We start from the raw sequence: 12,103 nt of genomic DNA on the forward strand, positions 1-12,103 counted from the left end.
CGCCACCAGCGCATCCGCCACCTGGTCGCCCACACACACAGCAACCGAGATCGCCATGCAACGCTCGCCGCACGAACCGTACGCGGCGCCCATCAGTGCGCTGACCGCATTATCCAGATCGGCATCCGGCATCAGCACCGCATGGTTCTTCGCGCCACCCAGTGCCTGAACGCGTTTGCCGCGTTTGGTGCCTTCGGCGTAGATGTACTCGGCAATCGGCGTCGAGCCAACGAAGCTCAGCGCTTTGACTTCCGGCGCTTCGATCAGCGCATCCACGGCAGTCTTGTCGCCATGCACCACGCTCATCACGCCTTTCGGAAGACCCGCTTCCAGCAGCAACTGAGCAATCAGCAGTGTAGAGCTTGGATCACGCTCGGACGGCTTGAGGATGAAGCAGTTACCGCAGACGATCGCCAACGGGTACATCCACAGCGGCACCATGGCCGGAAAGTTGAACGGGGTGATGCCGGCAACGATGCCCAGCGGCTGAAAGTCCGACCATGCGTCGATGTTCGGGCCGACGTTGCGGCTGTACTCGCCCTTGAGGATTTCTGGCGCTGCGCAAGCGAACTCGACGTTCTCGATGCCGCGCTTCAATTCACCGGCGGCGTCTTCCAGAGTCTTGCCGTGTTCTTCGCTGATCAATTGCGAGATGCGCGCTTCGTTCTGCTCCAGCAGTTGCTTGAAACGGAACATCACCTGCGCACGTTTGGCCGGTGGCGTGTTGCGCCAGGCCGGGAACGCAGCCTTGGCGGCATCAATGGCTTTCTGGATGGTTGCCTGACTCGCCAGTGGCAACTTGTGGATAGCCTGACCGGTGGACGGGTTGAACACATCTACCGCGCGACCGTTCTCGGTCACCAGTTCGCCATTGATCAAATGCGGGATAACGCTCATCGAAAACTCCTGAATTCTTGTGCGCAGACGCCCGCAACAGGCGCCTGCTATTTGCATAGCTATATAGAAGGAAAATCAGTCGAGCTTGTTCAGCACTTCGCCGACCGCGTCGAACAGACGATCGAGGTCTTGCGGCTTACTGTTAAAAGTTGGGCCGAACTGCAAAGTGTCGCCGCCGAAGCGTACGTAGAACCCGGCTTTCCACAGGGCCATGCCCGCTTCGAATGGACGCACGATGGCGTCGCCGTCACGCGGGGCAATCTGGATCGCGCCGGCCAGACCGAAGTTACGAATGTCGATAACGTTCTTCGAACCTTTCAAACCATGCAGCGCGTTTTCGAAATGCGGCGTGACTTCCGCGACGCTCTGCACCAGGTTTTCCTTTTGCAGCAGGTCGAGAGCCGCCAGGCCAGCGGCACAAGCCACCGGGTGCGCCGAGTAGGTGTAGCCGTGTGGAAATTCCACGGCGTATTCCGGGGTCGGCTGATTCATGAAGGTCTGGTAGATCTCGGAGCTGGCAATCACCGCGCCCATCGGGATCGCGCCGTTGGTGACTTGCTTGGCGATGCACATCAGGTCCGGGGTCACGCCAAAGGTGTCGGCGCCGAACATGTTGCCGGTACGACCGAAACCGGTGATCACTTCGTCGAACACCAGCAGGATGCTGTGCTGATCGCAGATCTCGCGCAGACGCTTCAGATAACCCTGCGGCGGTACCAGTACGCCAGCGGAACCGGCCATAGGTTCTACGAATACGGCAGCGATGTTCGAAGCGTCGTGCAGTTCGATCAGCTTCAGCAGCTCATCGGCCAGCGCGATACCGCCCTGCTCCGGCATGCCACGGGAAAATGCGTTGCTGGCCAGCAGCGTGTGCGGCAGGTGATCGACGTCCATCATCGCCTGACCGAACAGCTTGCGGTTGCCGTTGACGCCACCAAGGCTGGTGCCGGCGATGTTCACGCCGTGGTAGCCACGGGCACGGCCGATCATTTTGGTTTTGGTCGACTGGCCTTTCAGACGCCAGTAGGCACGAACCATTTTCACCGCGGTGTCGGCGCACTCGGAGCCCGAGTCAGTGAAGAACACGTGATTGAGGTTGCCCGGAGTCAGCTCGGTGATTTTTTCGGCCAGCTGGAACGACAACGGGTGGCCGTACTGGAAGCCCGGCGAGTAATCGAGGGTGCCCAACTGTTTCGAGACAGCTTCCTGAATTTCCTTGCGAGTGTGGCCAGCGCCGCAGGTCCACAGACCGGACAGCGAGTCGTATACCCGGCGGCCTTTGTCGTCGATCAGCCAGCTGCCTTCGGCGCCAACGATCAGACGCGGATCGCGCTGGAAGTTACGGTTGGCGGTGTACGGCATCCAGTGCGCGTCCAGCTTCAGTTGGCTGGCCAGTGGCGACGGCGCGTTTTCAGGCATGTTCATCGGGCAAAACCTCGCAGGGCATAAGCGTCAGGGAGATAAGAAGCGTTGTTGCAGCTAAATTGCCACGCGGATAAAGTCGGTGAAATCCAACTCTTCTAACCTTCAGTTAGAACTTTGCTAAACAATGAGAACAATAGGATGAGCAGCCGTCGCCCCGATCCGCTGGCCCAGGTCAGTGACTTTGATATTCGCCTGCTGCGGATTTTTCGCAGCGTGGTGGAATGCGGCGGCTTCTCGGCAGCGGAAACCGTGCTCGGCATTGGGCGCTCGGCAATCAGTCAGCAGATGAGCGATCTGGAGCAGCGTCTCGGTTTGCGTTTGTGTCAGCGTGGGCGCGCGGGTTTTTCGCTAACCGAAGAAGGTCGCGAGGTGTATCAATCGGCGCTGCAACTATTAAGTGCGCTGGAAAGTTTCCGCACCGAGGTCAACGGCCTGCACCAGCATTTGCGCGGTGAGCTGATCATCGGCCTGACCGACAACCTCGTCACCCTCCCCCACATGCGCATCACCCACGCCCTCGCCCAGTTGAAGGAGCGTGGACCGGATGTGCAGATCCAGATCCGCATGATTGCGCCGAATGAAGTCGAGCAAGGCGTGCTCGATGGGCGCCTGCATGTCGGCGTGGTGCCGCAGGCCAGCGCGTTGTCGGGACTGGAATATCAGCCGCTGTACAGCGAGCGTTCACTGCTTTATTGCGCGGTCGGCCATCCGTTGTTTTATGTCGATGACAAACAGCTCGATGACGAACGCCTGAACAGTCAGGACGCGATCGCGCCGACGTTTCGTTTGCCGGCGGAGATTCAGGCGCATTACCAGGCACTCAATTGCACGGCCAGTGCTTCTGACCGGGAAGGCATGGCGTTTTTGATTTTGACCGGGCGTTACATTGGGTATCTGCCGGATCATTACGCCAGTCTTTGGGTGCAGCAGGGGCGTTTGCGTGCTTTGAAAGCAGGAACGCGGTTTTACGATTTGAGTCTGGCATCGGTCACGCGCAAGGGGCGGCGCCCTCATTTGGTGCTGGAGAGCTTTTTGGAGAGTTTGGCGGCGACGCGTTGAAGGCAAGATCAAAAGATCGCAGCCTGCGGCAGCTCCTGCATTTGCGGGTTATTTGCCGATAAAGCTGAGCAAGTGGACAGGTTTTTGCAGAGGGGGAATTACTTCGTTCCTCTGATAAGAAGCCCTAAGCCATGCAGCCAGATTCCGCACCGTCCAGCGACCTGATCTACGGCCTCGACGACCGCCCCAAACCGCTCGCCGCGACACTCGCGGCGCTGCAACACGTGCTCGCCAGTTTCGTCGGCATCATCACCCCGCCGTTGGTGATCGGCTCGGCCCTCGGGCTGACCGCGCATTTGCCGTACCTGATCAGCATGGCCTTGATGGTTTCCGGCATCGGCACGTTTATTCAGGCGCGGCGGCCATTCGGGATTGGCGCGGGAATGATCTGTCTGCAAGGCACCAGTTTTGCCTTTCTCGGCGCGGTGCTGTCGGCGGGGTTTCTGGTCAAGCAACGTGGCGGCAGCCCGGAAGACATTCTCGCGATGATCTTCGGTGTGTGCTTTTTCGGCGCGCTGGTGCAGATCGTTCTCAGCCGTTTCATCGGTCAATTGCGTCGAGTCGTTACGCCGCTGGTGACAGGGATCGTTATCACTCTGATCGGCATCAGCCTGATCAAGGTCGGCATCACTGATCTCGGCGGCGGCTTCAATGCGCCTGAATTCGGTGCGCCGGGCAATCTGGCGCTGGGCGTGTTCGTTCTGCTGACGATTATTCTGCTCAACCGCTCGAACACGCCATGGGTGCGCTTGTCGGCAATCATCATCGGTTTGCTGCTCGGCAGTCTGGCCGCGTGGTTCAGTGGGAAACTGGTGCCGCAGCCTTTGCCTGACTTGCCGCTGGTGAGTTTTCCTACGCCGTTCAAGTTTGGCTTCAGCTTCGACTGGACGGCTTTCCTGCCGGTCGCGCTGATTTATCTGATCAGCACCATCGAAACCGTCGGTGACCTCACGGCCAACTGCATGCTTGCCCGCCAGCCAATCAGCGGCCCTTCTTATATAAGCCGCCTGCGCGGTGGCGTACTCGGCGATGGCGTGAGCTGCATGATCGCCGCGACCTTCAGCGCTTTCCCCAACACCACGTTCGCGCAGAACAACGGCGTGATCCAGTTGACCGGCGTGGCCAGTCGCTACGTCGGGTTGTACATCGGCGCGATTCTGTTTTGTCTCGGCCTGTTCCCGATGATAGGCGCGGTGCTGCAACAGATTCCGAAACCGGTACTCGGCGGTGCGACCCTGGTGATGTTCGGCGCGGTGGCCGCTGCCGGCGTGCGCATCCTCGCGCAGTCGCCGCTGGATCGACGCAGCATGTTGATCATCGCCACGTCGTTCGGCGTTGGCCTCGGCATCGCCGCACAACCGAACCTGCTGCACCTGCTGCCGAAACTGGTGCAGAACCTGTTCGACTCGGCGATCACCAGCGGTGGATTGACGGCAATCATCCTGTGCCTTTTGCTGCCGGAGTCGAAAACCGAGGCCGCTGAAGTGCACGCGGCGCTGAACAAGATCGAACAGGCGTAACGGTTTTATCGCGCAAGGACTTGTCGGATGTCTGTGGGTGCGCTATCAACGCAACTGGTTGCACCCACAGACAAACCCGGAAGTGCCTATGACCTTTGAAGTCCCTGCCCATGGCGGCAAACCCGCCAGCCGCATTCGTCAGAAGAACGAAGAGACCATCCTCAAAGCCGCCGAAGACGAGTTCGCCCGTCACGGGTACAAAGGCACCAGCATGAACACCATCGCGCAGAATGCCGGGTTGCCCAAGGCGAACCTGCATTACTACTTCACCAACAAACTCGGTTTGTACGTGGCGGTGCTGAGCAACATCGTCGAGCTGTGGGACAGCACCTTTAATACGCTCACCGCCGAAGACGATCCGGCCGAAGCGCTGACCCGCTATATCCGCGCCAAGATGGAATTCTCCCGTCGCCAGCCGCAAGCCTCGCGAATCTTTGCGATGGAAGTGATCAGCGGCGGTGAATGCCTCACCGAATATTTCAATCAGGATTACCGCGCCTGGTTCACTGGCCGTGCGGCGGTGTTTCAGGCGTGGATCGATGCGGGCAAAATGGACGCGGTCGATCCGGTGCACCTGATCTTCCTGTTATGGGGCAGCACTCAGCATTACGCCGACTTCGCCACGCAGATCTGCCGCGTCAGCGGTCGCAGCAAGCTGACCAAGCAGGACATGGAAGACGCCGGCAACAACCTGATCCGCATCATTCTCAAAGGCTGCGGCCTCACTCCTCCTCTATAAGACGTTTATGCCTTTCACCCTCAGCGGTTTTTGCGAGTACCGCGAAGAGATTCGCAAAAGCCGCTTTATCACTTTCGCCACGCCGATCGGCAGCCCTGCCGAGGCGCAGGCTTTTTTCGAACAACACAGCGATTTCAACGCCTCGCACAATTGCTGGGCGTGGAAGCTCGGCGATCAATACCGTAGCAATGATGACGGCGAACCGGGCGGCACGGCCGGGCGACCGATTCTGGCGGCGATTGAAGCGCAGGATTGCGATCAGGTCGCGGTGCTGGTGATTCGTTGGTACGGCGGTATTCAATTGGGCACGGGCGGCTTGGCCCGGGCTTATGGCGGTGGTGCGAACAAATGCCTGCAAACGGCGGCCAAGGTTGAGTTGATAAGCCGGGTGCCATTGAGTTGTGCTTGCGGGTTTGCCGAATTGGCGTTGGTGAAGTTGCGCGTTGCCGATCTGGGTGGATTGGTGGTGGAGGAAAACTTCACGGCAAACGGGGTTGAATTGAAGTTGGCGGTGGGTGAGGCGCAGATCGAGTTGTTACAAAGCCAGTTGGCGGATTTGAGTCGTGGGCGGATTTTGTTGCAGCGGTGAAGCCAAGATCAAAAGATCGCAGCGTTCCGCAGCTCCTACACGGATCCGTGGTTGTCACGAATTTTGGGGGGTGATTCCGGTTTCGGCGTTTCCATGTAGGAGCTGCCGAAGGCTGCGATCTTTTGGGGCACCCCGAAATTTCTTATTCCACAGAGTTGCCCACATCTGCTGTGCACCCGACTGTGGATAACCTGAGTACATTCCGCTGTAACCCTTCTGTCACGTGGCTTTGCGCGGTTTGTTCACTTTTCGTTCAATTCACCCGACGAAACGAATATTTCAAATAGAAACAGATGGTTAGCGCGGTTTATCACCATTAGAAGAAAGCACTGCAGTGCTTATGCCCGGGTTTGCAGCTTGCGCACAATAACTGTGGAGCAACCTGTGGATAACCCGTTCATGACCGCCGCAGTCGCAGGTTCTGCCTAGCTCCCACGGGTTTGCTCGTTTTTTGATCAGTTGCCGGCGGGCAAAACTGGAGCCCGATCAACGGCTTTGCGCTGAAATGGTGCTGCGAATCCCGCCAATTTTCACCGCAATGCTCTGCGCCGAGCGCACGCAGCCGCAGCCCGCTCGGGTTCCTGACTCAATGGCCAGGAAATTGCTTTATCCACAGGCACAACTTCAAGCAAGTCGAGCCTGTCATGCCAATCGCGCCTCCCCTCCCGCGCCTGCAACTGCGCCGCATCAGCAAACGTTATCCCGGCTGTCTGGCCAACGACGCCATCGACCTGAGCATTGCGCCCGGAGAAATTCACGCCCTGCTCGGGGAAAATGGTGCGGGCAAAAGTACCTTGATGAAAATTATCTACGGCGTCACCCAGGCCGACGCCGGGGAAATGCTCTGGCAAGGCCAACGCGTCAACATCCGCAATCCGGCGCAGGCACGGCAGTTGGGCATCGGCATGGTGTTCCAGCATTTCTCGCTGTTCGAAACCCTCAGCGTCGCGCAGAACATAGCGCTGGCGATGGGCGCGAAGGCTGGCACGCCGAAACAACTGGAGCCGAAGATTCGTGAAGTCTCGCGCCGTTATGGCATGGCGCTAGAGCCGGAGCGACTTGTCCTCAGCCTGTCGATCGGCGAGCGCCAGCGCGTGGAAATCATCCGTTGCCTGATGCAGGACATTCGTCTGCTGATCCTCGACGAACCGACGTCAGTGCTGACACCGCAGGAGGCGGATGAATTGTTCATCACCTTGCGCCGTCTCGCCGCCGAGGGCTGCAGCATTCTGTTTATCAGCCACAAGCTCGGCGAAGTTCGGGCGCTGTGTCACAGCGCGACGGTTCTGCGCGGCGGGCGCGTGGCCGGGCATTGCGTACCGGCCGAATGTTCCGATCAGCAATTGGCGCAGTTGATGGTTGGCGAAGCGGCGGCGTTGATTGGCGATTATCCAAAGGTCAGCGGCGGCGCGGCGTTTTTGCAGGTGAACGGCTTGAGCTGGCACAACCCGGACCCGTTTGGTTGTTCGCTGACTGACATTGATGTGCAGGTGCGCAGCGGTGAAATCGTCGGTATCGCTGGGGTCGCCGGTAATGGTCAGGATGAATTGCTGGCCCTGCTCAGCGGCGAACAAACCTTGCCTCGGGCGCAAGCCGCGACCATTCGATTCGCCGAACAACATGTCGCTGATTTACGCCCGGATGCACGGCGCAAACTGGGTTTGGCATTCGTGCCTGCCGAGCGTCTCGGCCACGGCGCGGTGCCGGAATTGAGTCTGGCCGATAACGCCCTCCTCACAGCTTTCCAACAAGGTTTGGTCAGCCACGGTTTGATCGAACGCGGCAAAGTCGAAGCCCTCGCCCAACAGATCATTCAGCGCTTCGGCGTGAAAACCCCGGGCACGCAAACCGCCGCGCGCAGTTTGTCCGGCGGCAACCTGCAGAAATTCATCCTCGGCCGGGAAATCCTTCAGCAACCGAAACTGCTGATCGCCGCGCACCCGACCTGGGGCGTGGACGTCGGCGCTGCCGCGACCATCCACCGCGCGTTGATCGCTTTGCGCGATGCCGGCGCGGCGATTCTGGTGATCTCCGAAGACCTCGACGAACTGTTCCAGATCAGCGACCGCCTCGGCGCCTTGTGTGGCGGACGCTTGTCGGCGCTGCACAACACCACCGATACGCAACTCAGCGACGTCGGCGGCTGGATGGCCGGCCAGTTCGACAACCCACCTTCAGCCGCCACGGTTTAACGGAGTTTTCCACATGCTGCTTTCCCTCGAACCCCGTGGCCAGCAATCGCGCTTGATGTTGTGGTGCTCGCCGTTATTGGCGGCGGCGCTGACGCTCGGTTGTGGCTCGCTGTTGTTTATCGCCCTTGGCCATGACCCATTGCAAACCTTGCACACGCTGCTGATCGCGCCGGTCAGCGACTTGTATGGCGTCTCCGAATTACTGGTCAAAGCGCTGCCGATCCTGCTCTGCGCGCTGGGTCTGGCGGTGGCCTATCAGGCGCGAATCTGGAACATCGGCGCCGAAGGCCAATTACTCCTCGGCGCGCTCGCCGGCAGTGCCTTGGCGGTGAACATCATCGGCATGCAAAGCCGTTGGGCGCTGGTATTTATTCTGCTCACCGGCACCGTCGCAGGCGCGGCGTGGGCCGGGCTGACCGCGTGGTTGCGCACGCGCTTCAATGCCAACGAAATCCTCACCAGCATCATGCTCAATTACATCGCCCTGAACCTGCTGCTGTTCTGCGTGCACGGGCCGTTGAAAGATCCCGCCGGCTTCAACTTTCCCGAATCGGCGATGTTCGGCGATGCCAGCCGTTTACCGTTGTTGATGGAGGATGGCCGCGTGCACGCCGGGGTGTATTTCGCCCTGCTCGCACTGGTCGCGGTGTGGGTGTTGTTGCAGAAAAGCTTTGTCGGTTTCCAGATCAAAGTGCTCGGGCTGGACAAGCGTGCGGCGGGGTTTGTCGGCTTTCGCGAGAAGCGGCTGATCTGGCTGGCGCTGTTGATCAGCGGCGGATTGGCCGGGCTTGCGGGAGTCTGCGAAGTCACCGGGCCGATTGGCCAATTGGTGCCGCAGGTGTCACCGGGTTACGGCTATGCGGCGATTACCGTGGCGTTTCTTGGGCGACTCAATCCGATCGGGATTCTGTTTTCCAGCCTGTTGATGGCGCTGCTGTATATCGGTGGCGAAAGCGCACAAATGACGATGAATCTGCCGCAAGCGATCACCCAATTGTTTCAGGGAATGATGCTGTTTTTCCTGCTCGCCTGTGACGTGCTGATCCTCTATCGGCCACGCCTGAACCTGCGCTGGGTAAAGCGCACGTCGACCACCGCCGTAACCGCCGGAGCGCTGTGATGGATATCGATCTGTTGAGCAATATTTTCTACGCCATGGTGCGTTGCGGCACGCCCCTGTTGCTGGTGGCGTTGGGTGAGCTGATCTGCGAGAAGAGCGGCGTGCTCAACCTTGGGCAGGAAGGGATGATGCTGTTTGGTGCGGTGATCGGTTTTATCGTCGCGCTGAACAGCGGCAACCTGTGGCTTGGGGTGTTGTTGGCGATGTTGGCAGGGATGTTGTTGTCGTCACTGTTTGCGCTGGTGGCGCTGGTGTTCAATGCCAATCAAGTGGCGACCGGTTTGGCTCTGACGATTTTTGGTGTCGGACTGTCGACCTTTGTCGGCGCGGCCTGGGTGGGTAAACCGCTGGCGGGTTTTGAGCCGTTGGCGATTCCTTGGCTGAGTGAGATTCCGCTGATCGGGCGGATGCTGTTTGCTCAGGATCTGCTGGTGTATCTGTCGTTCGCGCTGTTTGCGCTGGTGGCGTGGGTGATCATCAAAAGTCGTGTCGGGCTGATCATTCAGGCCGTGGGCGAGAACCCGGATGCAGCGAGTGCGATGGGCTTGCCGGTGTTGACCGTGCGTACCTTGGCGGTGCTGTTTGGCGGGGCGATGGCCGGGCTGGCCGGAGCGTATTTGTCGCTGGCGTACACGCCGATGTGGGCGGAAAACATGACTGCCGGGCGTGGCTGGATCGCCTTGGCGCTGGTGGTGTTTGCCAGTTGGCGAGTGTGGCGGTTGTTGCTCGGGGCGTATCTGTTTGGCCTCGCCAGCATCCTGCATTTGGTCGCGCAGGGGTTGGGGCTGGCGATTCCGTCGAGTTTGCTGGCGATGCTGCCGTATGTGGCGACGATTGTGGTGCTGGTGTTGTTGTCGCGGGATGCGCTGCGGACGCGGTTGTATGCGCCGGTTTCGTTGGGGCAGCCGTGGCAGGCGGGGCATTGATGCGGTGACCTTGTTGGCCCTATCGCGAGCAGGCTCACTCCTACATTGGATCGGATTCACAATTCCCTTGTAGGAGTGAGCCTGCTCGCGATGGCTGTTCAACAGGCAACACCTGAGCAATGCCCCACGCTAACTCGAAGACCAGAAAAACCAGCAAAATCGAACTGGCGCCGTGCAGCAAGGCATACCCCTGCCAAGCCGCAAACAAAAATCTGGCCACCGCGTCATACCTTCCATAACGCGCCTGCGGATCGCGAATCCGCAGCACCGCCCAAACACATACCACCGAACCCAACAGATTCGCCATCAACATGTGCACAGGCTGAAACGCCGGCAATTCGCCGGGTAAATCCAGCGCACTCAACAACTCATGCACAAGCGCAAAACTCCAAGGCGTGGCAAACGCTGCCGTGACGATCAAGTCATACCAGGCACTGCCGCGCACCACGTTGCGATACTGCGTTGAAGTCCACATCATCCATGCTCCAGAAAATCAGGGAGCAAGCACGGTAAAGCCTGGAGTATGCTCCAGGGTCAATAGACTTTTTGAGAGCCAGCATGCGCATCGGTGAATTAGCCCAGGCCAGCGCCGTCAGCCGTGACACCCTGCGTTTCTATGAGCAACGCGGGTTGATTGCGGCGCAACGCAGTGCCAACGGTTATCGCGACTATCCGCCGGAGATGGTGCAACTGGTGCTCTACATCAAAACCGCGCAGCGCCTGGGATTTACCCTCGGCGAGATCGGCGACAGTGTCGCGGCGTTGTGGAAAGCCCCCGATCCGGACAACGCTGTGGTGCAGTTGCTGCGCGACAAACTGCAACTGATCGAAACCCGTATGGGCGAACTCGACGTGCTGCGGCAAGAGCTGCAACTTCGGCTCGGCCAGGCCTGTCCATTGAATCCATGATCCTCATTCATCAAGGAAGCCCATCATGTCTGCAAAAAACGCACTGATCATCGGCGCCTCCCGGGGCCTTGGCCTCGGTCTGGTGAAAACCCTGCTGGCCGACGGCTGGCAAGTTACCGCCACCGTGCGCAATCCGCAAAACGCCGAGGCGCTGCAAGCGCTGGGCAAGGTGCGGATCGAGAAGCTCGACATGGACGATCAGCAAGCAGTCATCGCTTTGAGCCAACAATTCAAGGGCGACACCTTCGATTTGCTGTTCGTCAACGCCGGGGTCAAAGGCCCGGCAGATCAAACCCCGGGTGGCGCGACACTGGCTGAAGTCGGTCAATTGTTTTTCACCAACGCGGTGGCGCCGATCAATCTGGCTCAGCGTTTTGTCGGGCAGATTCGTGATGGCAGCGGTGTGCTGGCGTTCATGAGTTCCGGGCTGGGCAGCGTGACGGTGCCAGACGCACCTGAGCTGGCGTTGTACAAGGCGAGCAAGGCTGCGCTGAATTCGATGACCAACAGTTTTATCACGCAATTGGGCGAGCGGAAGATGACGGTGTTGTCGCTGCATCCGGGCTGGGTGAAGACCGATATGGGTGGTGAAGGTGCCGACCTTGACGTGGAAACCAGCACTCGCGGGCTGGTTGATCAGGTGAATGCGTACACCGGCAAGGGCGGGCACCACTTCATCAACTACAAGGGTGAAACCATCCCCTGGTAAGCATACAAATCCCCTGTA

General features: G+C 59.3%; 12 protein-coding genes (1 of these 12 cut by a window edge). 9 read left to right on the top strand and 3 right to left on the bottom strand.

All coding sequences use genetic code 11. The features are described 5' to 3' along the window. Together ACI514_RS21850 and ACI514_RS21855 are read right to left on the bottom strand one after the other, a co-directional pair. Nucleotides 1-897 carry the 5' portion of a CoA-acylating methylmalonate-semialdehyde dehydrogenase gene (locus ACI514_RS21850; protein WP_038360740.1) on the bottom strand. 597 nt of this gene lie to the left of the window's left edge, so 897 of the gene's 1,494 nt are visible here — the first part of the coding sequence; it begins with the start codon at nucleotides 895-897; the stop codon falls past the left edge of the window. 75 nt (nucleotides 898-972) lie between these two features. Then, nucleotides 973-2,322: an aspartate aminotransferase family protein gene (locus ACI514_RS21855; protein ID WP_405122365.1), complete on the bottom strand. Its 1,350-nt coding sequence runs from the start codon at nucleotides 2,320-2,322 to the stop codon at nucleotides 973-975. A 138-nt stretch (nucleotides 2,323-2,460) separates the two neighbouring features. Here ACI514_RS21855 and ACI514_RS21860 point away from each other — a divergent pair, with 138 nt between their 5' ends. The 7 genes from ACI514_RS21860 (at nucleotide 2,461) to ACI514_RS21890 (ending at nucleotide 10,467) form a co-directional block, all read left to right on the top strand. Beyond that, nucleotides 2,461-3,381, top strand: a complete 921-nt coding sequence (locus ACI514_RS21860; RefSeq protein ID WP_102901587.1) for a LysR family transcriptional regulator — start codon at nucleotides 2,461-2,463, stop codon at nucleotides 3,379-3,381. Between the two features lie 131 nt (nucleotides 3,382-3,512). Then, on the top strand, nucleotides 3,513-4,901 hold the full coding sequence (locus ACI514_RS21865; protein ID WP_405122366.1) for a uracil-xanthine permease family protein: 1,389 nt from the start codon (nucleotides 3,513-3,515) through the stop codon (nucleotides 4,899-4,901). 88 nt (nucleotides 4,902-4,989) lie between these two features. Further along, nucleotides 4,990-5,640 (top strand): TetR/AcrR family transcriptional regulator, encoded by a 651-nt coding sequence (locus ACI514_RS21870; protein ID WP_405122367.1) that lies wholly within the window; start codon nucleotides 4,990-4,992, stop codon nucleotides 5,638-5,640. Nucleotides 5,641-5,647: 7 nt separating this feature from the next. Further along, nucleotides 5,648-6,229, top strand: a complete 582-nt coding sequence (locus ACI514_RS21875) for a YigZ family protein (protein WP_160055568.1) — start codon at nucleotides 5,648-5,650, stop codon at nucleotides 6,227-6,229. Nucleotides 6,230-6,873: 644 nt separating this feature from the next. After that, nucleotides 6,874-8,421, top strand: a complete 1,548-nt coding sequence (locus tag ACI514_RS21880) for an ABC transporter ATP-binding protein (RefSeq protein ID WP_405122368.1) — start codon at nucleotides 6,874-6,876, stop codon at nucleotides 8,419-8,421. Nucleotides 8,422-8,434: 13 nt separating this feature from the next. After that, nucleotides 8,435-9,541, top strand: coding sequence for an ABC transporter permease (locus tag ACI514_RS21885; protein ID WP_127925727.1), 1,107 nt, complete (start codon nucleotides 8,435-8,437; stop codon nucleotides 9,539-9,541). Continuing rightward, nucleotides 9,541-10,467 carry an ABC transporter permease gene (locus ACI514_RS21890; protein WP_077570879.1) on the top strand — a complete coding sequence of 309 codons (927 nt, stop codon included), beginning with the start codon at nucleotides 9,541-9,543 and terminating at the stop codon, nucleotides 10,465-10,467. Before ACI514_RS21885 ends, ACI514_RS21890 begins: the two co-directional genes overlap by 1 nt. Before the next feature lie 40 nt (nucleotides 10,468-10,507). On the opposite strand, the gene ACI514_RS21895 is transcribed toward ACI514_RS21890, so the two are convergent. Then, entirely contained in the window at nucleotides 10,508-10,942 is a 435-nt protein-coding gene (locus ACI514_RS21895) for a hypothetical protein (protein ID WP_160060047.1), read from the bottom strand. Between the two features lie 83 nt (nucleotides 10,943-11,025). Here ACI514_RS21895 and ACI514_RS21900 point away from each other — a divergent pair, with 83 nt between their 5' ends. Beyond that, nucleotides 11,026-11,376 carry a MerR family transcriptional regulator gene (locus ACI514_RS21900; RefSeq protein WP_405122369.1) on the top strand — a complete coding sequence of 117 codons (351 nt, stop codon included), beginning with the start codon at nucleotides 11,026-11,028 and terminating at the stop codon, nucleotides 11,374-11,376. Nucleotides 11,377-11,398: 22 nt separating this feature from the next. Continuing rightward, on the top strand, nucleotides 11,399-12,085 hold the full coding sequence (locus tag ACI514_RS21905) for an SDR family oxidoreductase (RefSeq protein WP_405124239.1): 687 nt from the start codon (nucleotides 11,399-11,401) through the stop codon (nucleotides 12,083-12,085). The last annotated feature ends 18 nt before the right edge of the window (nucleotides 12,086-12,103 follow it).

Origin of the sequence: Pseudomonas sp. M20, from assembly GCF_045037865.1 — a bacterium.
GTDB lineage: Bacteria > Pseudomonadota > Gammaproteobacteria > Pseudomonadales > Pseudomonadaceae > Aquipseudomonas.